Raw genomic sequence first — 26,740 nt, forward strand, 5'->3', positions numbered from 1 at the left:
AACCACTAGCCTGACCTCATGACGACCAACGCCAACGATGGCAACGCCACTGTCGCTCCCGCCCTCTCCGAGGCGCCAGTCACCATCAATTCGAGGCATGTACTTGCGTGGGGCCTGTGGGACTGGGGTTCCGCCGCGTTCAACGCCGTCGTCACCACGTTCGTTTTCACCGTCTACCTCACCTCGGACACGTTCGGCGAGGAAGCCGCGGTCTCCGCGCAGCTGGGGTGGGCGCTCGCCGGGGCGGGTCTTCTCATCGCGCTGCTCGCACCGGTCACCGGTCAGCGATCGGACAGCGGCGGGCGCCGCAAGTTCTGGCTCGCGGTCAATACCTACATCGTCGTTGCGATCACCGCCGGCATGTTCTTCGTGCAACCAGACCCCAGCTTCCTCTGGCTCGGGCTCCTGCTCGTCGCCGCCGGCAACGTGTTCTTCGAATTCGCCGGCGTCAACTACAACGCCATGCTCGCGCAGGTGTCCACCCCGAAGACGATCGGCCGGGTCTCCGGCGTCGGTTGGGGCCTGGGGTATCTCGGCGGTATCGTCCTGCTGCTCATCGTCTACTTCGGACTGATCCAGCCGGAGGTCGGTATCTTCGGGATCACGGGCGAGGGTGCCATGGACGTCCGCGTCACGGTTCTCGTCTCGGCGATCTGGTTCGGTCTCTTCGCGTTGCCCGTCCTGCTCAGCGTTCCCGAGTACGAGGGCGTCGGCACCCGCCGCCCGAAGGTCGGCTTCATCGCCTCATACGGCCGGCTCTTCAGCGACATCAAGAAGCTCTGGAACGAAAGCCGCCAGACCGTCTACTTCCTGCTCGCCAGCGCCGTGTTCCGCGACGGCCTCGCCGGCGTCTTCACTTTCGGCGGGGTTCTCGCTGCCGGCTGGTTCGGTTTCTCCCCGGGCGAGGTCATCATCTTCGCGATCGGCGCGAACGTCGTCGCGGGCATCTCGACCATCACGGTCGGCCTGCTCGACGACAAACTCGGAGCGAAACCGGTGATCGTGGCATCCCTCATCGGCCTCGTCCTCGCCGGGCTCGCCGTGTTCTTCCTGCACGACGGCGGAGCCATCATGTTCTGGATCTTCGGTCTGGCACTGTGCCTCTTCGTCGGACCCGCCCAGTCCGCCTCACGGTCGTTCCTGGCACGGCTGATCCCCGCCGGCCGTGAGGGTGAGGTCTTCGGGCTCTACGCGACGACCGGTCGCGCGGTGTCATTCCTCGCACCGACAGCATTCGCGCTGTTCATCACCATCGGTGGCGAACAGTACTGGGGCATTCTCGGCATCATTCTCGTCATTTTCATCGGACTTCTGTTGCTCCTCCCGGTGCAGGCGAAGCAGGAGCGCCTCCGATAGCCCGCTGCGGCATCCGCGAAAGATAGGATCTCTGCATGGCGGTCACTGACGAGGCAATCCTCAAGATCAAAGAGATGATTCTCACGGGCGAACTCGGCCCTGGTGACCGGCTCCCCCCGGAGAAAGAACTCTCGGAGCGCCTCGGTCTGTCGCGCAGCTCTATGCGTGAGGCCGTGAAGGCTCTTGAAGTCATCCGCGTGCTCGATGTTCGCAGAGGCGATGGCACGTACGTGACGAGCCTTGAGCCCCGGCTGTTGCTCGAGGCGATGTCGTTCGTCGTCGACCTGCACGACGACTCGTCGATCCTCGAGCTGTTCGCCGTTCGCCGCATCCTCGAGCCCGCCGCCGTCGCCCTCGCGACGCAACACATGACGGATGCCACGGTAAGCGGCCTCCGCGCCCAGATTGCGTCGGTCGACCACAGCACCGACGTTGAGGGGCTCGTCGCCCACGACCTCGAGTTCCACAAGGCGATCGTGGACACCGCGGGCAACGGGTACCTCGCGAGCCTGATCGAATCGCTGTCGAGTCACACCGTGCGGGCGCGGATCTGGCGCGGTCTGACCCAGGAGAACTCCGTCGGCCGCACCCTCGCCGAGCACCGTGCGATCGTCGATGCCCTCGAACGCGGAGACGCGGAACTGGCCCAGGCGCTCACGATCGTGCACATCTCGGGTGTGGAGCAGTGGCTCCGCGACGCCGTCAGCTGAACCCCAAGTTGCTGAATTTGGGGACCGGGTCAGGAGCCAGCGAGACCCCGGCCGACGGCGGCCTCGAACTCCGCCGCCGAGCTGTCGCTCACATCGTTCTGGAACGCAGCGAGCAACACCGACGGCGCCGCGGTGAAATACGGGACGCCGAGCAGAGCCAGATCGACCAGATTGGACGGCGAGCGCAGACTCGCGGCGAGAACATCCGTTCCGCTGCGGGCGACGAGCGACTGCATCCGGCCGATTTCGGCGAGACCGTCACGTCCGGCGTCGTTCAGCCGCCCGAGGTACGGAGCGATGTACCGCACGCCGATCGTCGCAGCAGCCAGCGCCTGAGCATCGGAGTACACGGCAGTGAGCAGAACGCGCGCTCCGCGCCGGACCAGAACGGATGCCGCGCCGAACCCCTCGCGCGTCGCCGGCACCTTCACGACGGTGAGAGACCCCAGCTCAAGGATCTCGTGCGCGTGCGTCACCAGCTCCTGTTCGGTCGTCCCCCAGGACTGGAAGAAGATTTCGTGAGCACCTTCGGACTTCCACCGGCCGTAGAGCTCGGCCAGATCTGAAACGGATCGCCCCGCGCGCTCCAGAATCGTCGGGTTGGTCGTCACACCGTGAACGAGCCCTGACGCGAGCAAGCCGGAGACAGCGTCGACATCGGCACTGTCAGCGTAGAAACGGGGGGTGGTCGTCATGGCGGCACTTTCCTGTCGTGAACGAATCCGTCCGGGAAGCGTACCAAGCTCACCCCTTGAGCTGGCCCACCTGTCCGCTAATGTAATGACAGGCAGAGCCGGGCTCGCTCCGGTGCCCGCCACACCCGCCCCCGGAAAGGCACATATGAGCCAGACACAGTCGTCTGCACCCGCTTCAGGCGGCGTGCTGATCGTCGGAAGTATCACCGCCGACCTCACCACCTTCTCCTCCCGGCTACCCGCACGCGGAGAAACGATCCTCGGCGACGACTTCACACTCGTTCTCGGCGGCAAGGGCGCAAATCAGGCCGTCGCCGCCGGCCTCGCAGGAGGTAACGCCCATATGGTCGGCTGCGTCGGCACCGATCTGTTCTCCGAGCTCGTCACCGGTGGCCTCCGCGACGCCGGCGTGCACATCGACCACGTGCGCACCGTTCCCGGCCCAACGGGGATCGCCCACATCCGCGTTGACGACTCTGGCGAGAACGACATCGTCATGGTGCCCCTCGCCAACTCGTCGCTGAGCGAAGAACAGATCGACACCGCCTTTGAACAACTCGGTTCCACCTGCCGGGTGCTCCTCACCCAGCTGGAGATCCCCTGGGCGCTCACCCAGTACGCGATTCGTAAAGCCAACGCCGCCGGGCTCACCGTGGTCCTCGACCCCGCACCGGCCGCCGCCCTCGATGAGACCATCTGGCCCCTCGTCGACATCGTCACGCCGAACGAGACCGAGGCGTCGATCCTCACCGGCATCCCGGTCGTCGACGAGGCATCAGCGATCGAGGCCGGCCGCTGGTTCACGGCGCGCGGAGCGACGAGCGCTCTCATCACCATGGCCGCGGCAGGCGCCGTTCTCGTGACCGCAGACGCCGTCGAGCACTTCGACTCGATCCAGGTCGATGCCGTCGACACCACCGCCGCCGGCGACGCGTTCGCCGGCTACCTCGGCGCCTCGCTCGCCGACGGATACGACGTGACGGATGCCATCCGTCGCGCCATCGCGGCCGGCGCGCTCACCGTCACCCGCCGGGGAGCGTCGCCCAGCCTGCCCCACCGCGACGAGGTCGACGCACTCGCCGCCACCCACGCAGAGGCCATCCGATGAGAAGCACGAACACCACCATCAACCCGCAACTCTCCCGGATCATCTCCGAGACCGGACACACCGACCTCATCGTCGTCACCGATGCCGGCCTGCCAATTCCGCCTGGCTCCGACCGCGTCGACCTCGCCTACCGCCCGGGAGCCCCCGCGTTCTTCGACGTTCTCGACACGGTGCTCGCCGAGCTCGTCGTCGAAGGAGCGATCGTCTCGGCCGAGGTCGAGGAACACAGCCCCGAGGTCCTGCGGGCACTGCGGGAGCGGCTCGACCCGCTCGGGGTTCCGATCACCCTCGTTCCCCACACCGACTTCAAACTCCGCACCCACGACGCCCGCGCCTTTGTCCGGTCCGGGGAGTTCACGCCTTACGCGAACGTCATCCTCCAGGCCGGCGTCGCGTACTGATTCCGGAATCGACCCCAGTGACCCTGACCACCGACCCCACCCCGGCCGTCGAGCCCACCGACATCGACCGGCAGGCACCGACGCCGATGTATCACCAGCTCAAGCGCCGGATCATCGAGGACATCGCCCGCCTCGGCTTGCGGCCCGGCGATCTCCTGCCGGGTGAACACCGACTGTGCGAACAGTTCGGCGTCTCGCGCACGGTCGTGCGGCAGGCTCTGTCGCAGCTCGAACACCAGGGCGTGATCGAGAGAGTCAAAGGCAAGGGCACCTTCGTGGCGCACCAGAAAACGCCCGAGAGCCTTGTCCACACGTTGACCGGCCTTTTCCAGGAGGTTGCTGCACGCGGCGGCCACGTGCACAGCGACGTCCGGCGTCTCGAGGTCGCCCCTGCCGACGACGAGGTGGCGGCCGCCCTCGACATCTCTCCCGGCACAGCCGTCGTCGTGCTCGAACGACTCCGGCACGTTGATGACGAACCGTGGTCATGGACGACGACCTATCTGCCGCACGACATCGGGCACGTCGTGCTCGATGAGGACCTGCGAGACCAGTCGCTCTATGCGATTCTCGCAACCCACGGCATCCGTGCTGTTCGCGGTGTGCGATCGGCGGAAGCCGCATCAGCCACCGGCGAGCAGGGGGCACTCCTCGGCGTCGGCGCCGGGCAAGCCCTCCTTGTGCTCCGCAGTGTCGGTTTCGACGAGAACGACCGCCCGATGGAGTTCTTCGTCGCCTACCACCGGGGCGACCGCAGTCGATTCGAATTCCAGCTCAACGCCACCCCTGGCGACGCGAGCACGGCGTCGCTGCGGCACACCGGATCGAACTAGGCAGCGGAACAACATGTAATTACATGTCACCTGTCATTACAGGTACTGTGGAAGCGCAGCATCGACGCTGCCCGATCGAGGAGATTTCGTGACGACCTACTCAAACCTTCCCGTGCCGCCGATGAGCATCCGGTTCGACCCCGCCGGAGGAACCCTCCAGCCCGAGGGGCCGACCCTGACCCGCCGTATGTCAGATCTCGAAGGCCTGTTCCGTGATCACGCCGCATGGGAAAAGGCTGTCGCAGACGGCGACCCCGTCGTCTACTCCGTCGTCTCCTCCCGCGTGCCTGAGGTCGAGCGCGAACTGCCGCAGTCGATCACCACGATCCAGCCCGGGGCGACCGCCGGAGAGCTGTGGATGACCAAGGGCCATCAGCACCCGAACCACCAGGGTGAGATCTACCTCGGCATTTCAGGGCACGGCGGTCTCCTCATGTTCAACGGCACCGAGACCGAGTGGGTCGACATGACACCGGGCACCATCGGGTACATGCCGCCGGGCTGGGCGCACCGCAGCATCAACGTCGGTGACGAGCCGTATTCCTTCCTCGCCGTCTACCCCGGCGGCGCCGGACATGACTATGGGTGGGTACTTGAACACGGCATGGGCCGACGGGTGCTCGCAGGCGACACCGGCGTCGAGTTCATCGACTACTACGCGGACTGAAAACCATGATCCTCGCGCACGACCTCGGAACGACGGGCAACAAGGCCTCCCTGCACACCGACGATGGCCGCCTGCTCAGCGCGGTGACCGTCGGCTATCCGGCACGCTTCGCTGATGGCGGCGTCGCCGAGCAGGACCCCGAGGACTGGTGGAACGCTGTCGTCCTGGCGACACGCGATCTCCTTGCCCGGGCGAACGCCGATCCCGCCGCCATCACCGGCATGACGATCAGCGGCCAGATGATGGGTGCCGTTCTGCTCGACGCCGACTACCGACCGGTTCGCCCCGCGATCATCTGGGCCGACACCAGGTCGAGCGCTCAGACGACGACCCTCGAGTCCGTCATCGGGCAGGGCCGCGCCTATTCCCTCCTCGGTCACCGGCTCAACCCCACCTACTCGCTCGAGAAGATCATGTGGGTCCGTGACAACGAGCCAGACGTCTTCGCCAGGGTCCGCCATTTCTGCGTTGCGAAGGACTTCGTCATCCACCGGCTCACCGGCCGCCTCGCTACCGACCGATCGGATGCCTCGGCCACGAACGCATATGACCAGGCGCTCGGCGCGTGGTCACCCGACATGCTCGCGGCAGCCGGTCTCCACTCCTCGCTGTTCCCCGAAATACTCGAATCGACGGATGTCGTGGGTGAGCTGACGGCAGCTGCGGCGAGCGCCATGGGACTACGCCGAGGCACCCGCGTCGTGATGGGTGGAGGGGATGGCCCCATCGCCGCGGTCGGCGCGGGAATCGTGTCGCCGTCAGACGGTGCATACGTCTCCCTCGGCACGTCGTCGTGGATCTCATTCGCGAGCGATGTGCCCGTTTATGACCCGCTCATGCGCACCATGACCTTCGACAACGTCGTGCCGCGCAGCTACGTTCCGACAGCCACGATGCAGGCGGGCGGCGCTGCCCTCGCCTGGGTCTCCGAACTCCTCACACCTGAGCCGTCAGGTTCCGCGTTGTCCGCTCTCGTCGCCGACGCAGATACGGCCGGCGCGGCCTCGAGCGGGCTGTATTTTCTGCCCTACCTGCTCGGCGAACGTTCCCCACACTGGAATCCGGATGCCTCTGGCGCTTTCCTCGGGATCGGCCGGCACCACGGACGTGCAGCGATGACCCGCGCCGTGCTCGAGGGGGTCGCCTTCAACCTCTTCACGTGCATCCAGGCCTTCCGTGAATCCGGCGCGGTCGTCGACCGCATCGACGCGATCGGGGGAGGCGCCGCGAGCGACGTCTGGCTGCAGATTCTCGCCGACGTCTGGGGTGTGCCCGTTCGACGCCGCAGCATCGTCGAGGAGGCAAACAGTCTCGGTGCCGCTGTCACGGCCGCGGTCGGGCTCGGGCTCGGCGACGGCTTCGGGGCAGCACGCGAGCTTTCCGAAGTGACCGCCGAGTTCACCCCCGATGCGTCCAGGCACAGCGATTATCTCGGCAGACACCGTGTGTTCCTCGACGGCTACTCGAGCCTCGAATCGTGGAACTCCGGCAGGTTCGCACGCTAATGGCTCGTGTTCTTGCCTCGAGCCGCTCCTTCTCGTCCGGCTCCCGCGATCTGATCGGTGAACTTGCTGCCGCTGGCCACGACGTTGCGCTCGCGACACCCACGCATGACCTTGACGAGCTCCGCCCCCTCCTGACGGATGCGGTCGCCTGGATCGCCGGGACCGGCCCGATCACAGCGGCTCACCTCGATGCAGCGCCGAACCTTCGTGTCGTCGCCAGATACGGAGTGGGCTTCGAAGCGGTGGATCTCGCTGCCGCCGCCGAGCGCGGCGTCATCGTGACGAACACTCCGGGGGCGAACAGTGGCGCCGTCGCTGACCACACCGTCGGCCTCATGCTCGCCGTGCTGCGAGGCACGACGCTCGGCGACCGCCGCGTCCGCGCCGGGGACTGGTCGGTGCACCGCGGTCGGGAACTCGGCTCCCTCACCGTGGGAATCGTCGGGTTCGGCCGCATCGGCCAGGGTGTCGCCCGGCGACTCTCCGGCTTTGGTTCCCGTGTCGTCGCCCACGATCCGTGGCTCGGCGACGAAGCGGTGCGTGCCGCCGGAGCCGACCCCATCGACGTTATCGAGATGGCTGCGGTCTGCGACCTCGTGACGCTCCACGCGCCAGGCGGAACGACGATTGTGGATGCCGGCTGGCTGGCATCCGCTCGAGAGGGCCTCGTGCTGATCAATACAGCGCGACCCGACCTCATCGACGAGGTGGCTCTCTCCCGTGCGCTTCGCGAGGGCCGCGTCGCAGGATTCGCCGCCGACACCCTCGCTGGTGACGTGGACGGGTCGCCGTCACCGCTGCTCTCCGACGATCTCTCCGCCAGAGTAGTGGTGACGCCGCACTTCGGCGCGCAAACCGTCGAAGCGGTCGACGCCATGGGCTCGATCGCCGTCGACAATGTGCTCGCCGTCCTCTCCGGCAGCGCTCCCCCGAACCCCGTCCCGTTGAAAGGCTGATCGTGTCACTCGAAACCCTGAAGTCCACCCGCGTGCTCGCCGTCCTGCGCGCCCCGTCGGCCGACAGCGCTCTCCGGGCAGCAGACGCCCTCGTTGAGGGTGGAGTCACCGGGCTCGAGATCACCTTCTCGACCCCGGACGCTCCAGCCGTTATCCGTGCCCTCGATGAGAAGTACGGCGACAGCATCTATGTCGGTGCCGGCACGGTGACGTCCCCGGAGCACGCGACCCAGGCGGCGGATGCCGGGGCAAGATTCCTCGTGAGCCCCGGAACCCGCGAGAACCTCACGCGCGCGATGAAAGACACCGGCCTGACCGTGATGACCGGTGCACTGAGCCCGTCGGAGGTGATGGCCGCCATCGAGTTCGGAACCGACGTCGTGAAGATCTTCCCGGCTTCTCTCGGTGGCCCGGCCTTCCTCCGGGCGCTGCGTGGGCCGTTCCCGGATGTTCCGCTCATGCCGACGGGTGGAGTGAGCCCGGAGAACATCGGGGACTGGTTCGCGGCAGGTGCGATCGCGGTCGGTGCCGGCAGCGACCTCATCTCCTCCGCAGCGCTTGCCGCTGAGGACTGGGCCGGGATCACCCGCCGCGCCGAGGCGTACGCCGCATCCGGGGTCGGCGCATGACCGGCCACATGGGGTTCGTCGGGGTCACCACCGGAGGCTCGTCGATCATGCGGATCTTCCCGCGGTGGGCCGAGATCCTCGACCTGCCCACGCGCTCCCTGGTCGGGCACGACCTCCCGCTCGATGCCGCGGCCGCTGACTATCGGGCGCTCGTCGAGCAGATTCGGGATGATCCGGACCACCTGGGCGCCCTCGTCACCACGCACAAAATGGCACTGTTCGCTGCCGCGTCCGATCTTTTCGACGAGCTCGACACCTTCAGCACGCTGTGCGGTGAGGTCTCGAGCATCTCGAAGCGCAACGGCGCTCTGCTCGGCCACGCCAAGGATCCGATCACCGCGGGACTCGCGGTCGCCGAGTTCCTCCCCAGCGACCACTTCGGCTCGACCGGCGCTGACGCGCTCATCCTCGGTGCCGGTGGAGCGGGCACCGCTTTGAGCTGGTACCTCAGCGAGCGGGAGGATCAGCCCCGGTCGATCATCGTCACCGACACGAGCACCGAGCGGCTCGAGCACCTCCGCGACGTCCACGCACGCCGGGGAACGCCCGCCGATCTCGTGCGGTACGTCCTGGCATCCGATGCGGATGTGACGCTCGGTCTTCTCGCAGAACTCGGCGCCGGGAGTCTCGTCGTCAATGCTTCCGGTCTCGGCAAGGACCGGCCGGGATCGCCCCTCCCCGACGACGCGGTGTTCCCGCGCGCCGCCTACGTGTGGGAGTTCAACTACCGGGGCACCCTCGAGTTCCTCGCGCAGGCCCGCGACCAGCAGACGGCATCCGATCTCGTCGTCGTCGACGGCTGGCGGTACTTCATCCACGGCTGGACGCAGGTGATCGCCGAGGTGTTCGCCATCGATCTCACCGATGAGCTCGTCGAAGAGCTCGCCGACGCCGCCGAAGAGATGCGATGACTCCCCCACTCGCCCGAACCGTCCTCGGCGATGTCGCTGTGACCGATCTCGGCCGGGTGAACTATCACGAGCACCTGTTTCAGGTGTCGCCGTTGCTGCCCGGTGACGAACTGACGGACGAGGCGGCGTCGCAGGCCGAAGCCGGCCTCCTCCGCGCGAGCGGCTTCGACTCCATGGTCGATGCCACCCCGATCGGCCTCGGCCGGAACCCCGAAGCGGTCGCCCGAATCAGTACCGCAACCGGGCTCCACGTCGTCGCGACCACGGGCGCCCACCGCGAAGCGCATTACGGGAACGACCACGCGCTTCTCGGACTCGATGAGTCGGGCCTGACCGGTCAGTTCGTCGCCGACCTCACCGAAGGGATGCCGGTCGCTGACACCGACCAGGGCCGTCGAACCGCTGTGCGCGCGGGTGTGCTCAAGGCGGGCGTCGACTACTGGCGGATTTCGGCGTTCGAGCGGCGGGTTCTGTCTGCGGTCTCCGCTGCCCACGAGCGAACGGGCGCCCCTGTGATGGTGCACCTCGAGTTCGGGACAGCCGCCCACGAGGTGCTGGATCTTCTCGAGGCGGGTGGGGTAGATTCGTCGCGAGTCGTCCTCGCCCATGCCGACCGCAATCCCGACGCCGGTCTGCACGTCGAACTCGCGGCGCGTGGCGCGATCCTCGGCTACGACGGCATGGCGCGATCGCGCGTGCGAACCGACGCGGAACTTCTTGACCTCACGGCCGTGGTGGTCTCAGCCGGCGCTACGGTCATTCTCGGCGGCGATGTCGCGCGGCGCACCCGCTACGTGTCGTACGGCGGGATGCCAGGCCTCGCCTACCTCGGGCGCCGGTACCTTCCGCGGCTGCTCGACCGGATCGGAGCCGACGCGCTCGACGGCATCCTCACGACGAACGCCCACCGCTGGCTGGCGTGGAAGGTGCGCTGAGGCGAGGGACCAGTCCCGACGTCGCGAGTTCTGCCCAGAGCTCGTCTGGAATGGGGACGGACATCCGTTCCGCGTTCTCGCGCATCTCCTCCGGCTTCGCCGACCCGACGGCGACAGTGCGCACGGCGTCGTCGCGCAGGCTGTACTGCAGCGCGGCGGCCGGCAACTCGACGCCGTGGTTGCGACAGACCGCCGCGATCCGGCGCGCTGTCTCGAGCCGGTCGGCGGGCACCGGGCCGTACTCGAAGTGAGCGTCCTTCCGAGGCTCGGCCGTGGCGAGAATGCCCGAATTGAAGACCCCGACGTTGACGATCCCTACTCCGCGCTCGTTGCACGAGCGCGAAATCGCGAGCTGTGCCGACTGGTCGAGCAGGGTATAACGGTTGGAAACCATCACGAGGTCGATGTCGCTGGTGGTGACGGCATCACGGAGGATCCCGACGTCGCTCGTGCCCACTCCGACGGCACGGACGAGCCCTTCATCCCGCATGGCCGCGAGGGCGGCCAGAGCCCCGGGGATGTCGTCGGTCACTCCATACTGTTCCGGGTCATGCAGGTAGAGGACGTCGATCCGGTCCAGTCCCATCCTCTGGAGTGAATCGTCGAGGCTGCGCCGGATGCCATCGGCCGAGTAGTCCCACACCCTCCTGGCCGCCTGTGGCACGAGGAACCAGGTGTCGTCCGGTTCATGCGCCTTCTCTGGCGTCGGCTCGAGCAGGCGCCCGACTTTGGTGCTGACGACGAACTCGTCCCGCGGTTTGCCGGAGAGGAACTCTCCGATCCGGTGTTCGGACAACCCGAGCCCGTAGTGCGGGGAGGTATCGAAATAGCGGATGCCGAGATCCCAGGTGGTCTCGAGCGTCGCATCCGATTGCGCGTCATCGACGACGCTGAACAGGTTACCGAGTTCAGCACCTCCGAAAGACAGCGGGCCGAATTCGAGCGAGTCTTTTGCGGTCATGGTTGGATCCTCCCGGGAGCAGCACGACCCCTCCCCCGGATACCGGGGAAGGGGTCGGATACTGCGGATTACACGGTGTTATTCGTAGAGAACAGCGGCGATCTCTTCGTCGTCCATGTTGTCCTTGTCGAACCAGTAGTAACCGGTGTCGATGACCTCTTCCGGGGTCTCGCCGTTGATGATGTCGAAGGCCGCCTGAACGACCTCCTCACCGATACCGATCGGGTTCTGAGTGATTGCACCGGCCATGATGCCGTTGGTGATGGCGTCGATCTGTGCCTTACCGGAGTCGAAGCCGACGACGGTCAGTTCACCGGGCTCGAGGCCCAGCTCGCCGACAGCGTTCACAACACCGATGGCGGATCCCTCGTTGGTACCGTAGATGCCCTTGAGGTCCGGGTGGGCCTGGATCATGGTCTTGGCGATGTCTGCCGACTTGAGGTGGTCACCGTCACCGTACTGGGTGTCGACGATCTCGATGTCCGGGTACTCGGCTTCCATCTGCTCGATGAAGCCGTCGCGACGCTCCACACCGGTGGAGTTGATCTGGCTGTGGCCGACGATCGCGACCTCACCCTCACCACCGATCAGCTCCGCCATGTGGTCGGCGGCAAGGGCTCCTGCGCCCATGCTGTCGGTCTTGGCGATGCTCTGGCCGTATTCGCTCGAGCAACCGGCGTCGAATTCGACGATCGGGATGCCTGCGGCTTCGGCGTTGTCATAGAGCGGGATGCAGGCCTCGGGGTCGAGGGCTGCGAAGCCGATGGCATCCGGCTTCTTGTCGATGGCAGCCTGCAGCATCTGCAGCTGACCGTCGATTTCAGTTTCGGCGGCTGGGCCGTCGAAGGTCACTGTGACACCCAGCTCTTCAGCGCGCTGCTCAGCGCCCTGCTTGACCGCCTGCCAGAACTGGTGCTGGAAACCCTTCGAAACGAGGGCAATCGTGATGTCGCCGTCGCCAGAGCCGGACTCTTCAGCCGTTCCTCCGCCGCCACCGTTCGAACAGCCGGCGAGGCTCAGGGCCACAGCGGCCGCGGCCGCGAGGACGGCGACTTTCTTACCTGTTTTCATCGAATAACTCCATTGTTCGTTCGGACCAACCGGGGGTGGTTCGGCCATGCTATTTCGTTTGAGTGACCGGAAGTGGCGAAAGTACATGTGGATACAAGATCGTTATATCCCGCGTCATTCCGCCGATGCAATCGATTTCGCGATTCGCTGGGGAAGAGCAGCCCGGCCTCTCGGGTGCTGCCAGCCCTTCCCGCGTGTGGGGGCTTAGGTGACTGATCTCCGCTGGCGGAGGGTGTCGGTGAAGACGGCGATGAGAATGACGATGCCGACGACGACGTTCTGCCACTCGGTCTGGATCGACATGATGCGGAGACCGTTGATGAGCACGCTCATGATGAGCGCACCGATGACGGTTCCCATGATCGACCCGCGGCCGCCAAGGAGCGACGTACCGCCGATGATCACAGCGGCAATCGCCTGCAGTTCGTAACCCATACCGATCTGGGGCTGGGCCGAGTCCAGGCGAGCGGCGATCACGACGCCGGCGAAACCGGTGAACAGCCCGGCGACGGTGTACACGAGGATGAGCCACTTGCGCGTGTTCACGCCGGAGAGTCGAGTGGCTTCTTCATTGCTGCCGATTGCGAAGGTGTAGCGGCCGAAGATGGTTTTGCTCAGCAGCAGGAAGGCAACGATCGCGAGCAGGAACAGAATGAGGACCGCGTTCGGCAGCCCCGGGATGAGCGTGCCGAGTGCGATGGTCTTGAAGCCCTCGACTCCAGAGAAGTAGATCGGGCGGACGCCGGAGATGACGAGCGCGAGACCCTGCGCGATCATCATCATCGCCAGCGTCGCAATGAACGGCGGCAACTTGAGGATCGCGATGTTGAATCCGTTGATGAAGCCCATCAACGCCCCCGTGGCGAGTCCACCGATCACGCCGACGACGAGTGGCAATTGCATATTGACGAGGAAGATTCCCGTCATCACCGCGGCGAGCGTCATTCCTGTTCCGATGGACAGGTCGATGCCGCCGGTGATGATCACGAAGGTTGTTCCGAGGGCAAGGATGCCGATGACCGCCGTCGCGAGCAGGATGCTCGAGATGTTCGACCAGCTGAAGAAGTTGTTGCTCGCGATCGAGAAGAAGATCACGAGCACGATGAGCGTGCCGAACGCGAGCGACTGCTGGAGCTTCGCACGAAGGAACGACAGCGCCGTTCCCTGCTTCTCGGGCGGGGTCACCCCCGGGCGTGTGGACTGTTCGGTGACAGGAGTTGCGTTCATTGCTGTGTTCACTCTTTCTCGTCGGCCACGTTGGTCGCGTAGTCCATGATTTTTGCCTGGCTCGCATCCTCGTTGTCGAGGATGCCGGTGATCCGGCCGCCCGCCATCACGACGATCCGATGCGAGAGCCGCAGCACCTCCGGCAGCTCGGACGAAATCATGATGATCGATTTGCCCTGGGCCACGAGTTCGTTGAGGAGTCGGTAGATCTCCTCTTTCGCGCCCACGTCGATTCCACGGGTGGGCTCATCGAAGATGAGGATGTCGCAATCCCTCGCCAGCCACTTGGCGATGACGACCTTCTGCTGGTTTCCCCCGGACAGGTTTTTCGTGACCGAGTTGATCGAGGGAGTCTTGATGCGCAGGGATTCGACGTATCCCTTCGACTTCTGCTTGCCTTTGCCCGTTCGCATGAAACCGAGCGGCCCGGTGTAGTCCTTGAGCGAGGCGAGCAGGATGTTCGTGTTCACATCGCGCTCGAGCAGCAGGCCCAACTGCTTGCGGTCCTCCGAGAGGTACCCGATCCCGTGAGCGACAGCATCCGCCGGCTGGGTGATCCGCACCTTCTTGCCCTGCACGTGGATCGTTCCGCCCTCGGAGGGGTCTGCCCCGATGATCGCTCTGGCGACTTCGGTGCGCCCCGCGCCCATGAGTCCCGCGAAGCCGAGAATCTCGCCCCGCTTGAGTTCGAAGTTGATGTCGCGGAGCAGGTAGCGCGTTCCGAGTCCCTCGACCTTGAGCACGACGTCGTCGTCGGCGTGCTCGCGCGCCTCTGGCCGTGCGCCTTCTTCGATGTGGCGGCCGACCATCATCTCGATGACGGTCGGGATGTCGATCTCACCCTTATCGAGGCTTCCGATGTAGCGCCCGTCGCGGAGAACAGTGACGCGGTCCGCGATGCGACGCAGCTCCTCCATCCGGTGCGAGATGTAGATGATGCCTGTTCCGTGCTGCTTGAGCCCCGCGATGAGTGCGAACAGCGTCTCGGTCTCGGAGTCGGTGAGCGCCGATGTGGGCTCATCCATGATGAGGACCTTGGCGTCGAAAGACAACGCCTTGGCGATCTCGACCATCTGCTGCTTTGCGACGGTCAGCTCGCCGACGGCCTGTCGCGGATTGAGCGAGATGCCGAGTCGCGTGAGCAACTCAGTGGTTTGACGATTGAGTCGGCGCTCGTTGACGAATCCCGCCGTGCGCGGCTCGCGGCCGATGTAGATGTTTTGCGCAACCGAGAGGTGCGGCATCAGGTTCATCTCCTGGTGGATGATGCTGATACCGAGCTCCTGCGCCGTCTTCGGGCTGTCGATCTCAACTTCGGTGCCCTCGAAAACGATCGAACCGGCATCCTTGGCGTAGATCCCGGAGAGAATCTTCATCAGGCTCGACTTGCCGGCACCGTTCTCACCGACAAGGGTCAGAACCTCGCCGCGATCCAACTCGAACTGCACGTCCTGCAGCGCCTGGACACCGGGGAAACTCTTACTGATCCCGCTGACCTTCAACAGTTGCGTCGACACTCTTCACCTACTTCGTCGGAGGGTGGAACCTGTGGCTCCCGTTCACTAGAGAATTGTGACACGGAATTGCCAAAGATCCGATCAATCCGTGAAATCGGACCGCTCGGACTATCAGTTGTACCTTAATGTATCTAAATTCGCACGTCCCGAATAGTGTGGAACCCGAACGCGGATCAGCATCGGCGGTCTGCATCTGGTGAAAGGACACGAACGTGCTCATAGGCGCACACGCTCTCGTCTTCTCCGGCTCATTCGAGCAAGAGGGACTCACTCGGGCCATCGAGAAGACCAGGCAGGCGGGCTTCGACCTCATCGAAATTCCCCTGATGGACCCGTACAACTTTGATCGGATGCTTGCGGCTCGCCTGCTCGAGGACAATGGCCTCGCGGTGAGCGCGTCGCTCGGACTGAATGAGAGCACGGACCTCACCAGCGACGACCCGGGCGTCGTCGCCGCCGGTGAGCGGCTGCTCGAAGAGTGCCTCGATATCGTGCACGCGATGGGCGGACGGAACCTCTGCGGCGCCATCTACAGCGCCATGAAGAAGTACATGGTTCCGGCGACGGCATCGGGTCGCGCGTCGAGCGCAGCAGCGCTTGGCCGGCTGGCGTCGCGGGCAGAGGGTCTCGGCATCCATCTGTCGCTCGAAGTGGTGAACCGCTACGAGACCAACGTGATGAACACCGGCAGGCAGGCACTCGCGTTCCTCGACGAGATCGGGTCCCCCAACGTTTCTGTGCACCTCGACACGTACCACATGAACATCGAGGAGTCGGATCTCTACACCCCCGTGCTCGATGTCGGGAAGCGGCTGGGATACGTGCACATCGGCGAGAGCCACCGTGGCTACCTCGGATCCGGCACCGTCGACTTCGGGTCGTTCTTCCGGGGTCTGGGAAGGCTGGGCTACGACGGTCCCGTCGTGTTCGAGTCGTTCTCGTCCGCCGTCGTGAACGAAGATCTCAGCCGTATGCTCGGCATCTGGCGCAATCTGTGGGACGACTCCGACGACCTCGCGGGTCACGCCAACCGCTTCATCCGCGATTCGGTGCGCGCGGTGGAGACGATCTCGCTGCACTGACGGTGGGCGGCCGCAACACCGGTACCGGAGATCGTACGGTTAGCAGGAGGCTTGTGGGCTTTGCTTCCTGCTAATCGTGCGATCTCCTGTTTTGCGTGCGACGCCGGACTACAGTCCGTCGGCGACCGCCGCCGTCACCTGCAGCCAGGCCTCGCGGGTCTGCGGGGAGAGCACGTCGACGTTGAGCGGGCCGCCGCTCTGGAATCCCGGGTCGTATGGCACCTCGAGCACAACGCGGGTGAGCGCCGAGAAGTGAGCGTGGAGACGCTGCGAGAGCTCGGACTGCACGGCATCACCCGGTGACGAGAGGATGGTCACCGCCTGGCTGACCTTGTCCTGGTGCCCCTTCTGGCGCAGACCATCGATGAGCCAGGCCGCACTTGCCGCCGTCTCCTCGTTCACGGTCGTGACGACGACGAGCTGGTCAGCGGCTTCGACGGCGGCCTCCCAGTTCGATGCGCGCATGTTGTTCCCGGTGTCGATGACGAGCACGCGGTAGAACCGGCTGAGCGTGGAGTGCAGGCTGTGGAAGGCGTCGGCGTCGATGGTCGACGACGCGGCGGCATCCTCGTCGGAGGCGAGCACGTCGAACTGGGCGTCGCCCTGCGCGCGGACATAGTTGTCGAGGTAGCCGACCCGTGCCGATTCGACGTCGGAGAACCGGGCGAGGTCACGGAGCAGGTCGACGGCGGTGTTCGAGTGCCGGCTTGGCTGGGCTCGCCAGCCAAGCGTGCCGCGGGTTTCGTTGTTGTCCCAGGCGAGGGTCGAACCGCCGCGGTGGGTACCAAAGGTGGCCGCGAGCAGGAGGGTTGCCGTGGTTTTGTGTGCGCCGCCCTTGGGGTTCAGCACCACGATCGTGCGCGGGCCCTTGAGGCTGCGCTGAACACGCCGGATCGCGTCGCGATGCGCGCGCTCGGCTTTGCCGGGCTGCGGCGAAATGAGACCGCCGGTGATCTTGCGTACGAAGCCCTGCCAGCCTTGCTTCGCCGGGCCTTCGGGGGCGGCGGGGCGGGACTGGAGGAAGTCGTCGAGGGTCGGCGCAACCTCCTCGGCGGGTGGTGAGAACGTGGGCACGCCGGCCGGAGCGATGGCCGGGTTGGGCACGAGCATCGTCTCATCGGGAACAGCAGATGCCGCCGGTGCCTGCCACGAAGCGGTCACGTCGGCCGCGCCCGCCGCATCGGCGGTGGGGATTCCGCTGGCCCGGCGTGCACCGTTCGTGCTGTTGTCTGGGCCATTCGTGTGGTCGGCACTGGGATCGCTCTCCCCGGGGGAATCGCTGCCGACGGTTGCTTCGTCATCCTCGTAAGCGCGAAAGGTGGAGCGCCGGGTCGGAGCTGGTTCAAAGCGCTTGGCGGGCGACCTCTCGGGTTCCGGCTCGTCATCGTCGTCGAAATTGATGAGGTCCTCGATCCCCAGCGGTGGCGGTGGAATCACCCCGGACTCAGGCTGGCTCACAACCGGTGCGGCCGCGGCCTGCTGGGCCTCCTCGGTTCGAAGGGCGCCGCGCGCATGTGTCCCGTTGGAGACAGGACCCTCGGAATCCACAACACCGTTGGGGTGGACGATGAGTGGGTAGAGGCCGTCGAGGTCGGTGATCGTCACTCGCACCGGGTGGTCATTGGCGGCGGCAACCTCGGCGACGCGAGCGATCACGGCGGCGCGCGCACCGGCGACGTCCTCGGCGTGCACGTCGGTTCGTTCTCCGTCTACGGTGACCTCACCGGTGCCATCGGCACGAACAACGGCAGTGATCTGTGGCTCATTCGTCGGGTCTGACATGTCCGGTCACCGTCTCTTTTCCGAGGCCGACCAGCACCTTTGCGGCACCGAAACGACCAGTTTCCGAGTACCAGTATTGCGTGAGGGGCCTTCGGGGGCCCAATTTCCGCGAAAACTCAGGCTGAGGCGTGTCCGACAAGGCCTTTCCGCACGATGACGCAGCCGTATTTGCGGGTCTCACCGGTGCGGATGATCACGTAGGCGTCTTCTGCGTCATCGTAGAAATCGAACCGGTCGACGAACCGAACACCGTCCTCGGCCACTCCCGCAGACGACATCAGTTCCTTTTGCACATCGAGCACTTCGCCATCGGCCGACGTCATCAGGTCGACGGCAGGGCTGTCATCGAGCGGCAGCACGCTGCACACGGCGGCGAGAACATCGGGCGACGTCGTACCCGGCAGCGTGATGAGGCGCTCAGCGAGGCGGGATGCCGGGAAGTGTGCGTCGACGATGATGACGGCATCCGAGTGCCCCATCTCGTCGAGGTGCATCAGCAGTTCGCCGGTGAGTAGTGGATTGATGCCCTGCAGCATTGCGGGTTCCTCTCGTTGGTTGTTATCAGTGGATGCCGTACACCCGGCTGGCGGTGCCGCCGAGGATGGCTTCCTGTTCGGGTTCACTGAGTTCGCCGACGAGCTCGGAAAGCACGTGCCACGTCGGCGCATAGCCGCCGTCGGGGATGGACATCGGCCAGTCGCCGCCGTACATCAGCCGGTCGGGGCCGAAGGCGGACAGCGCCAGGTCGAAAACCTCACGCACAGCGTCGACGGTATAGGGCGCGTCCGGCCGGCGGAGCGACGACAGCTTGCCGACGGTGTTCGGCTGCGCGGCAAACGCCGTCATGCTGTCGCGCCACGCACCGAAGTCGTCGCGTCCCCGCGGCGGCTTGGCGAGATGGTCGAGCACGAGGGTGAGTTCCGGGAGGTCGGCAGCGAGCCTCGTGGCGCGGTCGAGGTGCCTCGGCCAGGCGTCGTGCACATCGAAGGCCAGTCCGCGCCGCGCAACCTCGGCGAGTGACGCGCGAACCTCGGGCAGGTCGAGGAATTCGTCTCGCGGATCGTCGTTGAGCAGGTGCCGGATGCCACGGAATTTCGGATGCCGCGACCACGCGTCGAGATCCCGCCGGGCGGCATCCGCCGAATCGAGCTCAACCCAGCCGACGACGCCGAGCACCCAGTCGTGGGCATCGGCATTGTCGAGCATGAATTGTGTGTCGACGTGGGAGTCCTCGGCCTGAACCAGGATCGCCCCGTCCATCCCCGCGCTGCGGAGTTCCGGCTCAGCCTGCTGGGCTGACCAGCTGGCGTAAAGCGGGCCGAATTGTGGACCGAGCCAGGCATATTCGGAGACGTCGAGGTCCCAGAGGTGCAGGTGCGCGTCAATACGCCGCGGGGCGGTCATGCCGGGATCAGGCCCTTCTCGGTGAGGGTCTGCCAGAGTTCGGCCGGGATCGGCTCGGCGATCCGGGCGGCGTTCTGCCGGAGCTGATCCGGTTTGCTTCCGCCAACGACGATGGATGCCACGGTGTCGTCGCGGAGCGTGTACTGGAGCGCCGCGGCGGGGAGCGAGACGCTGAACTCGCGGCAAACGGCGGCGATCGCCTGCACTCGCTCAAGCAACTCAGCGGGAACTCCACCGTACTCGTACCTCGCGTCGGCCCCGGGATTGTCGGTCGCGAGGAGCCCGGAATTGAACACCGAGGCGTTCACGATGCGCACGCCGTGCTCCCTGCAGGCGGGCACGACCTCGGCGAGCGCCGGCTGCTCCGCGAGCGTGTACCGGCCAGCCACCATGAGAAGGTCGAGGGCACCTGTGTTGGCCGAGGCGAGCAACGCGTCGGTGTCCATCGAACCGACACCGATTGCCCGGGTCATCCCCTGGTCGCGGAAGGAGGCGAGCGCCGGGATCGCGACGTCGAGCCCCTCGCTGAGGTCGTTGCGCTCAGGGTCGTGCAGGTAGAGAACGTCGAACCGGTCGAGCCCTGTTCGCTCGAGTGAATCCTCGACACTGGCCCGGATGCCGCCGGCGGAGAAGTCCCAGACCCGCTTGAGCGAGGCGGGAACGGCGAAGTCGTTCTCGGTGTCGAGGTGATTCGCCCCCTCGGGATTGTCTTCGAGCAGGCGTCCGACCTTGGTCGACACCACGAACTGGTCGCGCGGCTTGGTAGCGAGGAATGCGCCGAGCCGGCGCTCAGACAGACCGAGGCCGTAGTGCGGCGCCGTGTCGAAGTACCGTACCCCGACATCCCACGCGGTCTGGAGAATCTCCCAGGCTTCATCGTCGGTGAGCGCGCGGAACAGATTGCCGACGTTGGCGGCACCGTATCCAAGGTTGGGGAGGGTCAGTTCGCTCATGTGCCGAAAGCGTACTCGGCCCGGCTGGCGGCGTACATCTCCATGCCGTTTCCGGGCGCGGTCGGGGCGATGTAGCTACCGTTCCGCATCTCGACGGGGGTGACGAAGTGCTCGTGCAGGTGGTCGACGAACTCGATGACCCGGCCTTCGTGCGTCGCTGTGACGGCGACGTAGTCGAACATCGACAGGTGTTGCACCGCCTCACACAGGCCGACGCCACCGGCGTGCGGGCACACCGGAACTCCGAACTTCGCGGCGAGGAGAAGGATGGCGACGTTCTCGTTCACGCCGGCGACGCGCGAGGCGTCGATCTGCAGCACCTGGAGGGCATCGGCCTGCAGGAACTGCTTGAACATGATCCGGTTGGCCATGTGCTCACCCGTCGCGACGGGGATCGGAGCAACACCGCGGGCAATGGCGGCGTGGGCGAGCAGGTCGTCCGGGCTCGTGGGCTCCTCGATCCAGGCGACGTCGAATTCGGCGAGTCGTGACATCCATTCGATTGCCTCGTCGACGCCCCAGCGCTGGTTCGCGTCTGTTCCGATCCGGATGTCGGGTCCGACCGCCTCGCGAGCCAGTCGCATCCGCCGGATGTCGTCGTCGACGCTCCCGCCAACTTTGAGTTTGATCATGCCGTAACCCTCGGCCACGGCTTCTTTCGCGAGGCGGACAAGTTTCTCGTCGCTGTATCCGAGCCATCCGGGTGTCGTCGTGTATGCGGGGTAGCCCGTGGCGAGCAACTCTGCCTCACGTTCGGCACGGCCGGGAACGGCGGCGCGCAGAATGTCGAGCGCCTCGTCGGGAGTGAGGGCGTCCGTCAGATAGCGGAAGTCCACCAGTTCGACGATCTCCTCGGGACTCATCCGGCTGAGCAACTGCCAGAGCGGAAGCCCCGCTCGCTTGGCTTTGAGGTCCCAGAGGGCGTTGACGACGGCGCCGATGGCCATGTGCATCACGCCCTTCTCCGGTCCCAGCCAGCGCAATTGCGAATCCCAGACGAGCTCCCGCCATGTGGCACCCATGTGCGCCAGGAGGTCCTCGGCGTTGCGTCCGATGAGGTGAGCGGAGAGCGCTTCGATCGCCGCGACCTGCACGTCGTTACCGCGACCGATGGTGAAAACGAAGCCATGGCCCTCGAGGCCATCGTCGGCATCGGTCAAGACGCGCACGTATGCGGCCGAATAGTCGGGGTCAAGGTTCATCGCGTCAGAACCGTCGAGCGACGTCGATGTCGGAAAACGGATGTCGCTGGTTTCGAGTGCGCGAATGATGCTCACGGGGCAAATCTCCTAGGTTGGAATAGCTCACACTAAACATCCGATGTATAGAATGTCAATCAGGCCGGGCCCTGCCGATCTTTTCGCGACTGGGAGGACGCAGCGACCCGATAGTTCAGATGTTCCCGGTGGCGCTGATGCCAGCACACCCGCCCAGAGACAGGAAATTGCCGCATGAAGTTCGCCAGACTGGGGCCGGTCGGCTCCGAATCCCCCGTCGTCGAATTCGACGGCACCTGGTTCGACATCTCGTCGATCACGCCAGACATCGACGGCGCATTCCTGTCATCGTCCGGCATCGCCGGCGTGCGGGCAGCGCTCGAGGCCGGCACACTGACACCCCTCGACGGCGCAAATGAACTGCGGATCGGCTCCCCCATCGGCCGCCCGAGCGCGGTCATCTGCATCGGGATGAACTACGCCGCGCACGCCGCCGAGTCTGGCTCTGCCCCACCCGAGATTCCCATCATGTTCATGAAAACGCCGAACACCGTTGTCGGCCCGAACGATTCGGTGGAGATCCCGCGGGGCAGCACGAAGACCGACTGGGAGGTCGAGCTTGGCGTCGTCATCGGAAAGCGTGCCTCCTACCTCGACTCCCCCGATGACGCCGCCGCCCACATCGCCGGGTTCGTCACCGCCAACGATGTCTCGGAGCGCACGTTCCAGCTCGAGGTTTCTGGCGGTCAGTGGTCGAAAGGCAAGTGTGCGCCCGGGTTCAACCCGACCGGGCCCTGGCTCGTCACCCCCGACGAGGTGAACGCCGCCGACGTTCGCCTCACGAGCTTCGTGAACGGCGAACCCCGACAGGACTCTTCGACCGCAGATCTGATCTTCGGTGTCGAATACGTCATCTGGCATCTCAGCCAGTACCTCGCCCTCGAGCCCGGCGACCTCGTGCTCACTGGAACCCCGGAAGGTGTCGCGCTGTCGGGCCGATTCCCGTATTTGGCCGACGGCGACGTGGTCGAGATCGAGATCGAAGGACTCGGGCGCCAGCGTCAGATCTTCACGGCGCACCCCGACGACCGCAATGCGACAAAGGAGTAAACCCATGCCAGAGTTCGACAACCTCGTCGCCGTCGTCACCGGCGGCGCATCCGGGATCGGCGCCGCAATCGCCGACCGTCTGGCGGAGGGCGGAGCACGCGTTGCCGTACTCGACCTCAACCCCGCCGACGCCGACCCCGCTCATTTCGCGCTCGAAGCGAACGTCGCCGACCGCGAGTCAGTCGATGCCGCGATCGGGGCCATCGCCGAAAAGTTTGGCCGTATCGACATTGTCGTCAACAATGCGGGCATCGGCGCACAGGGCACCATCTCCGACAACGATGACGACGAGTGGGCCCGGGTGTTCAACATCAACGTCACCGGGATCGCCCGCGTCTCGAGCGCCGCGCTTCCCTGGCTGCGCAAATCCCCGTCCGCTGCGATCGTCAATACGTCGTCCATCGCCGCCACAGCAGGCATCCCGGCGCGTGCCCTCTACAGCGCGTCCAAAGGCGCTGTGCTCTCCCTCACCCGCGCGATGGCCGCCGACCACTTGCGAGAAGGCATCCGCGTGAATGCCGTCAATCCGGGAACAGCCGATACGCCCTGGGTGTCGCGCCTCCTCGAGAGCGCGGAGGATCCCGAGGCCGAGCGTTCTGCTCTCAACGCCCGTCAACCGCATGGCCGCCTCGTCTCCCCCCATGAGGTTGCGGATGCTGTCGCTTACCTCGCCAGCCCTCGCTCGGGATCAACGACCGGCACCTCGATAGCCGTCGATGGCGGGATGCACGAGCTCCGGCTCCGCCCGGAGTGAACGGCGCTCGTAGCAGCAATCGCTCTCCATCGCACGGTCTGGCCAGCGCGCCCGGGTGCGCGCCAGACTGGGGCGATGACATCACAACTGCAGAAGGCTGAACTCCTCAACCGGCTCCACGCCCCGGGGAACCCCCTCATCGTCACCAACGTGTGGGACGCGATCAGTGCCAAGATCGTCTCCGAAGCGCCCGGCGTCCAGGCGCTCGCGAGCGCCTCGCACTCCATCTCATTCGCCCACGGTGTGCCCGACAACGAGGGCCTCAGTGTCGACGAAGCGATCCGCGCCGCCACGGTCATCGCCCGAGCCACCGATCTGCCGCTGTCCGTGGACTTCGAGAAAGGCTACGCGACGGATGCCGCCGGTGTCGGCGCCAACGTCCGTCGCCTCATCGAGGAGTCCGGTGCCGTCGGCATCAACATCGAGGACTCGCTCGAAGCAGCGACAGGTGGTCAGCGCAGCATCGATGACGCGGCCGCCCGTGTGGCTGCCGCCCGCGCTGCCGGCGACGCCACCGGCATCCCGCTCGTCATCAACGCGCGAGTGGACACGCTCGCGGGCGGAGGCACGTGGGAAGACGCGGTCACTCGCGCCAACGCGTACCTGGATGCCGGGGCCGACGTCATCTTCTTCCTCGGGCTGATCAACGAGGACACCGTGAAGCGGGCGCTCGACGAGGTGAACGGCCGGCTCTCGACCATCGGTGCCGGTGGCGGAGTTCCGTTGAAGAAGCTCGCCGAGCTGGGCATCTCGCGAGTCAGCTTCGGCCCGCAAACAATGGGGCTCGCCCTCGCTGCGCTGCAGCGGGCGGCGACCACCCTCACCGCCCTGGGCGACTATCCCGACGACCTGAGCTTCAGATTCGAACTGTAGTTCTCAGGAACCCTGTCGCAGGGTGAGGATTTCTGCACCATCGTCGGTGATCGCGACCGTGTGCTCACTGTGTGCGGTGCGAGCACCGGTCGCGCTTCGCAACGTCCAGCCGTCGGCATCCGTCACGAGGACCGACGTGTCTTCCATCACCCACGGTTCGAGAGCGAGGAGAAGTCCGGGGCGCAGCTTGTAGCCGCGCCCTGGCCGCCCGTCATTGGCGACGTGCGGGTCCTGGTGCATCGTCGATCCGATGCCGTGGCCGCCGAACTCCATGTTGATCGGGTACCCGGCCTCGCTCAGGACCGAGCCGATGGCGTGGGAGATGTCACCGATGCGCGCTCCCGGCCTGGCTGCGGCGATGCCCGCCTCCAGCGCGCGCTCGGTCGCCTCGATCATCGCGACGCTCGCGGCGGGTTTCGAGTCGCCGACGAGGAAGCTGACCGCCGAGTCCGCGGCGACTCCTCCGGTGAGCACGGCGAGGTCGAGCGTCAGAAGATCTCCGTCAGCGAGCGAGTAGTCGTGGGGCAGCCCGTGAAGAACGGCGTCGTTGACGGCGGTGCAGATGTAGTGGCCGAACGGACCGCGTCCGAACGACGGCGCGTAGTCGACGTAGCAGGACTCAGCCCCCGCCTCGGCGATCATCTCCTGTGCCCAGCGGTCGATGTCGAGGAGGTTCGTCCCGACCTTCGTGCGGTCCTTGATCGTCTGGAGGATGTGCGCGACGACACTGCCCGTGTGCTTCGCCTGGGTCAGTTCGGCGGGGTTCAGGATTTCGATCATGTGGCGCTAACTGCCGGCGCGTCCGGCGTCGAGGACACCGACATCGGTGCGGTGGAAGTTCTGGAACGAGCGCGATGCCGTCGGGCCGCGCTGACCCTGGTAGCGGGAACTGTATTCGGCTGAGCCGTACGGTTTTTCGGCGGCCGAGCTCAACTGGAAGAAGCAGAGCTGGCCGATTTTCATTCCCGGCCACAGTTTGATCGGCAGCGTCGCGACGTTGCTGAGCTCGAGGGTGACGTGCCCGCTGAAACCAGGGTCGATGAACCCGGCGGTGGAGTGGGTGAGCAGGCCAAGCCGGCCGAGCGAACTCTTTCCTTCGAGGCGGGCAGCGACGTCGTCCGGTAGGGTCACCTGCTCGTACGTGGAGCCCAGCACGAACTCGCCCGGGTGGAGGATGAACGGCTCGTCCGGCTTCGCCTCGATCAGGCGCGTCAGCTCAGGCTGGTCTTCGGCCGGGTCGATGTACGGATATTTGTGATTGTCGAACAGACGGAAGTAGCGGTCGAGGCGCACGTCGACGCTCGATGGCTGGACCATCCCGGTATGCGACGGCTCGAGGCCGATGCGTCCGGAGGCCAGTTCAGCTTTGATGTCGCGATCGGAGAGAAGCACGAGGTCAGCTTATAAGGGCCGGGCTTGATAGTATGGCGACGGTCGCTCCGGGCGACACGTGCGGATGTAGTTCAATGGCAGAACTTCAGCTTCCCAAGCTGATAGCGCGGGTTCGATTCCCGTCATCCGCTCCAGTGAGAGAAGCCGCTGAGAACGAGATCGCGCCCCGCTGCGGTTCCGGCCGAACTTGGTCCGGTCGAGCACGAACGTTCCGCTCCAGAGGCTGAGCAACAGTTTCGGGAGCTCAGGCCTGTCGAGTGCTAGTTGAGCGGCTCGCCAGCGGTGGTCAGGGGCTCCGGCGTCCGCGGCAGGACCGAGAAGATGAGCGTCAGCCCGCCGGCACCGAACAGCAGGAAGAAGTCAACGAGAGTGAGGCCCGTCGGCAGCAGTCCGAAGACCTGATTGTCGAGGAGTCCGAGGATCCCGAGGAGAAGCAGGACGCCACCGACCGAGAACAGGACGCCGCGGATCATCAACGGCGAGCTCTTGGTGAATGCCACGAGGAAGAGCAGGAAGGCGCTGACGAGATAGATCACATCGACGAGGGTGTCGACGTTGAGAAGTCCCATCAACCGATCTCCCTCGATGAACAGGCCGACCAGACCATGGCCGCCAAGAACGATTCCGAGGATCAGTGCGTACAGTTTTCCCATTGCTTTGGTCCCAATCTCATGAGGTGGTGCTCCGACGC

28 protein-coding genes and 1 tRNA gene are annotated in these 26,740 nt (G+C 65.6%); 16 read left to right on the plus strand and 13 right to left on the minus strand.

Annotated features, from left to right (window positions below; genetic code table 11):
* The first annotated feature begins 18 nt into the window (after positions 1-18).
* Both ACWA1Q_RS13150 and ACWA1Q_RS13155 read left to right on the plus strand, forming a co-directional pair.
* A complete protein-coding gene (locus tag ACWA1Q_RS13150) occupies positions 19-1,356 on the plus strand; it encodes an MFS transporter (RefSeq protein WP_463757960.1) in 1,338 nt (445 codons plus the stop codon).
* A gap of 35 nt (positions 1,357-1,391) precedes the next feature.
* Positions 1,392-2,066: a FadR/GntR family transcriptional regulator gene (locus tag ACWA1Q_RS13155; protein ID WP_463757961.1), complete on the plus strand. Its 675-nt coding sequence runs from the start codon at positions 1,392-1,394 to the stop codon at positions 2,064-2,066.
* A 29-nt stretch (positions 2,067-2,095) separates the two neighbouring features.
* Here the strand turns inward: ACWA1Q_RS13155 and ACWA1Q_RS13160 are convergent, their stop codons facing one another.
* Positions 2,096-2,761 carry a transaldolase family protein gene (locus ACWA1Q_RS13160; protein ID WP_463757963.1) on the minus strand — a complete coding sequence of 222 codons (666 nt, stop codon included), beginning with the start codon at positions 2,759-2,761 and terminating at the stop codon, positions 2,096-2,098.
* A 145-nt stretch (positions 2,762-2,906) separates the two neighbouring features.
* Here ACWA1Q_RS13160 and ACWA1Q_RS13165 point away from each other — a divergent pair, with 145 nt between their 5' ends.
* The 9 genes from ACWA1Q_RS13165 (at position 2,907) to ACWA1Q_RS13205 (ending at position 10,706) form a co-directional block, all read left to right on the plus strand.
* The gene (locus ACWA1Q_RS13165; protein ID WP_463757965.1) at positions 2,907-3,869 is read left to right on the plus strand and encodes a ribokinase; all 963 of its coding nucleotides are present in this window, start codon (positions 2,907-2,909) and stop codon (positions 3,867-3,869) included.
* The gene (gene rbsD / locus ACWA1Q_RS13170; RefSeq protein WP_463757966.1) at positions 3,866-4,270 is read left to right on the plus strand and encodes a D-ribose pyranase; all 405 of its coding nucleotides are present in this window, start codon (positions 3,866-3,868) and stop codon (positions 4,268-4,270) included. Before ACWA1Q_RS13165 ends, rbsD begins: the two co-directional genes overlap by 4 nt.
* A 17-nt stretch (positions 4,271-4,287) precedes the next feature.
* Complete coding sequence (locus ACWA1Q_RS13175) at positions 4,288-5,103, plus strand: GntR family transcriptional regulator (protein WP_463757968.1); 816 nt, start codon at positions 4,288-4,290, stop codon at positions 5,101-5,103.
* 88 nt (positions 5,104-5,191) lie between these two features.
* On the plus strand, positions 5,192-5,770 hold the full coding sequence (locus tag ACWA1Q_RS13180) for a glucose-6-phosphate isomerase family protein (protein WP_463757969.1): 579 nt from the start codon (positions 5,192-5,194) through the stop codon (positions 5,768-5,770).
* 5 nt (positions 5,771-5,775) lie between these two features.
* The gene (xylB, locus tag ACWA1Q_RS13185; RefSeq protein WP_463757971.1) at positions 5,776-7,275 is read left to right on the plus strand and encodes a xylulokinase; all 1,500 of its coding nucleotides are present in this window, start codon (positions 5,776-5,778) and stop codon (positions 7,273-7,275) included.
* On the plus strand, positions 7,275-8,231 hold the full coding sequence (locus ACWA1Q_RS13190) for a 2-hydroxyacid dehydrogenase (protein WP_463757973.1): 957 nt from the start codon (positions 7,275-7,277) through the stop codon (positions 8,229-8,231). Before xylB ends, ACWA1Q_RS13190 begins: the two co-directional genes overlap by 1 nt.
* A gap of 2 nt (positions 8,232-8,233) precedes the next feature.
* Positions 8,234-8,860 (plus strand): bifunctional 4-hydroxy-2-oxoglutarate aldolase/2-dehydro-3-deoxy-phosphogluconate aldolase, encoded by a 627-nt coding sequence (locus ACWA1Q_RS13195; RefSeq protein WP_463757976.1) that lies wholly within the window; start codon positions 8,234-8,236, stop codon positions 8,858-8,860.
* Positions 8,857-9,771 carry a shikimate dehydrogenase family protein gene (locus tag ACWA1Q_RS13200; RefSeq protein WP_463757977.1) on the plus strand — a complete coding sequence of 305 codons (915 nt, stop codon included), beginning with the start codon at positions 8,857-8,859 and terminating at the stop codon, positions 9,769-9,771. The genes ACWA1Q_RS13195 and ACWA1Q_RS13200 overlap by 4 nt, the downstream gene beginning before the upstream one ends.
* Positions 9,768-10,706, plus strand: a complete 939-nt coding sequence (locus ACWA1Q_RS13205; protein ID WP_463757978.1) for a phosphotriesterase family protein — start codon at positions 9,768-9,770, stop codon at positions 10,704-10,706. Before ACWA1Q_RS13200 ends, ACWA1Q_RS13205 begins: the two co-directional genes overlap by 4 nt.
* Here the strand turns inward: ACWA1Q_RS13205 and ACWA1Q_RS13210 are convergent.
* The 4 genes from ACWA1Q_RS13210 to ACWA1Q_RS13225 all read right to left on the minus strand — a co-directional run bounded on the left by ACWA1Q_RS13210 (position 10,663) and on the right by ACWA1Q_RS13225 (position 15,482).
* Positions 10,663-11,667: an aldo/keto reductase gene (locus ACWA1Q_RS13210; RefSeq protein ID WP_463757979.1), complete on the minus strand. Its 1,005-nt coding sequence runs from the start codon at positions 11,665-11,667 to the stop codon at positions 10,663-10,665. The genes ACWA1Q_RS13205 and ACWA1Q_RS13210 overlap by 44 nt on opposite strands.
* 78 nt (positions 11,668-11,745) lie before the next feature.
* Complete coding sequence (locus ACWA1Q_RS13215; RefSeq protein ID WP_463757980.1) at positions 11,746-12,738, minus strand: substrate-binding domain-containing protein; 993 nt, start codon at positions 12,736-12,738, stop codon at positions 11,746-11,748.
* A 204-nt stretch (positions 12,739-12,942) separates the two neighbouring features.
* Positions 12,943-13,965 (minus strand): ABC transporter permease, encoded by a 1,023-nt coding sequence (locus tag ACWA1Q_RS13220; RefSeq protein WP_463757981.1) that lies wholly within the window; start codon positions 13,963-13,965, stop codon positions 12,943-12,945.
* An 8-nt stretch (positions 13,966-13,973) separates the two neighbouring features.
* Positions 13,974-15,482 carry a sugar ABC transporter ATP-binding protein gene (locus ACWA1Q_RS13225; RefSeq protein ID WP_463757983.1) on the minus strand — a complete coding sequence of 503 codons (1,509 nt, stop codon included), beginning with the start codon at positions 15,480-15,482 and terminating at the stop codon, positions 13,974-13,976.
* Between the two features lie 212 nt (positions 15,483-15,694).
* Between ACWA1Q_RS13225 and ACWA1Q_RS13230 the strand changes: the two genes are divergently transcribed.
* Positions 15,695-16,564: a sugar phosphate isomerase/epimerase family protein gene (locus tag ACWA1Q_RS13230; protein WP_463757984.1), complete on the plus strand. Its 870-nt coding sequence runs from the start codon at positions 15,695-15,697 to the stop codon at positions 16,562-16,564.
* A 108-nt stretch (positions 16,565-16,672) separates the two neighbouring features.
* On the opposite strand, the gene ACWA1Q_RS13235 is transcribed toward ACWA1Q_RS13230, so the two are convergent.
* The 5 genes from ACWA1Q_RS13235 to ACWA1Q_RS13255 form a co-directional block, all read right to left on the minus strand.
* Entirely contained in the window at positions 16,673-18,346 is a 1,674-nt protein-coding gene (locus ACWA1Q_RS13235; protein WP_463757986.1) for a MinD/ParA family ATP-binding protein, read from the minus strand.
* Positions 18,347-18,462: 116 nt separating this feature from the next.
* Entirely contained in the window at positions 18,463-18,882 is a 420-nt protein-coding gene (locus tag ACWA1Q_RS13240) for an RbsD/FucU family protein (protein WP_463757988.1), read from the minus strand.
* Between the two features lie 25 nt (positions 18,883-18,907).
* Entirely contained in the window at positions 18,908-19,750 is an 843-nt protein-coding gene (locus ACWA1Q_RS13245; protein WP_463757989.1) for an amidohydrolase family protein, read from the minus strand.
* Positions 19,747-20,703 carry an aldo/keto reductase gene (locus tag ACWA1Q_RS13250; protein WP_463757991.1) on the minus strand — a complete coding sequence of 319 codons (957 nt, stop codon included), beginning with the start codon at positions 20,701-20,703 and terminating at the stop codon, positions 19,747-19,749. The genes ACWA1Q_RS13245 and ACWA1Q_RS13250 overlap by 4 nt, the downstream gene beginning before the upstream one ends.
* Positions 20,700-21,980, minus strand: coding sequence for an L-fuconate dehydratase (locus tag ACWA1Q_RS13255; protein WP_463757993.1), 1,281 nt, complete (start codon positions 21,978-21,980; stop codon positions 20,700-20,702). Before ACWA1Q_RS13255 ends, ACWA1Q_RS13250 begins: the two co-directional genes overlap by 4 nt.
* Before the next feature lie 174 nt (positions 21,981-22,154).
* Between ACWA1Q_RS13255 and ACWA1Q_RS13260 the strand changes: the two genes are divergently transcribed.
* The 3 genes from ACWA1Q_RS13260 (at position 22,155) to ACWA1Q_RS13270 (ending at position 24,657) form a co-directional block, all read left to right on the plus strand.
* Entirely contained in the window at positions 22,155-23,030 is an 876-nt protein-coding gene (locus tag ACWA1Q_RS13260; protein WP_463757995.1) for a fumarylacetoacetate hydrolase family protein, read from the plus strand.
* A gap of 4 nt (positions 23,031-23,034) precedes the next feature.
* Positions 23,035-23,784 carry an SDR family NAD(P)-dependent oxidoreductase gene (locus ACWA1Q_RS13265; protein ID WP_463757998.1) on the plus strand — a complete coding sequence of 250 codons (750 nt, stop codon included), beginning with the start codon at positions 23,035-23,037 and terminating at the stop codon, positions 23,782-23,784.
* Positions 23,785-23,859: 75 nt separating this feature from the next.
* The gene (locus ACWA1Q_RS13270; protein WP_463757999.1) at positions 23,860-24,657 is read left to right on the plus strand and encodes an isocitrate lyase/PEP mutase family protein; all 798 of its coding nucleotides are present in this window, start codon (positions 23,860-23,862) and stop codon (positions 24,655-24,657) included.
* A gap of 3 nt (positions 24,658-24,660) precedes the next feature.
* Here ACWA1Q_RS13270 and map read toward each other — a convergent pair whose 3' ends face one another.
* Together map and dcd are read right to left on the minus strand one after the other, a co-directional pair.
* Positions 24,661-25,437 carry a type I methionyl aminopeptidase gene (map, locus tag ACWA1Q_RS13275; protein ID WP_463758001.1) on the minus strand — a complete coding sequence of 259 codons (777 nt, stop codon included), beginning with the start codon at positions 25,435-25,437 and terminating at the stop codon, positions 24,661-24,663.
* A 6-nt stretch (positions 25,438-25,443) separates the two neighbouring features.
* Positions 25,444-26,049, minus strand: coding sequence for a dCTP deaminase (dcd, locus tag ACWA1Q_RS13280; RefSeq protein WP_463758003.1), 606 nt, complete (start codon positions 26,047-26,049; stop codon positions 25,444-25,446).
* Positions 26,050-26,109: 60 nt separating this feature from the next.
* Here dcd and ACWA1Q_RS13285 point away from each other — a divergent pair.
* Positions 26,110-26,183 (plus strand) — tRNA-Gly (locus ACWA1Q_RS13285).
* 126 nt (positions 26,184-26,309) lie between these two features.
* On the opposite strand, the gene ACWA1Q_RS13290 is transcribed toward ACWA1Q_RS13285, so the two are convergent.
* Positions 26,310-26,702, minus strand: coding sequence for a hypothetical protein (locus ACWA1Q_RS13290; RefSeq protein ID WP_463758005.1), 393 nt, complete (start codon positions 26,700-26,702; stop codon positions 26,310-26,312).
* Positions 26,703-26,740 lie beyond the last annotated feature (38 nt).

The organism is Mycetocola sp. TRD_SC_2, assembly GCF_055361225.1.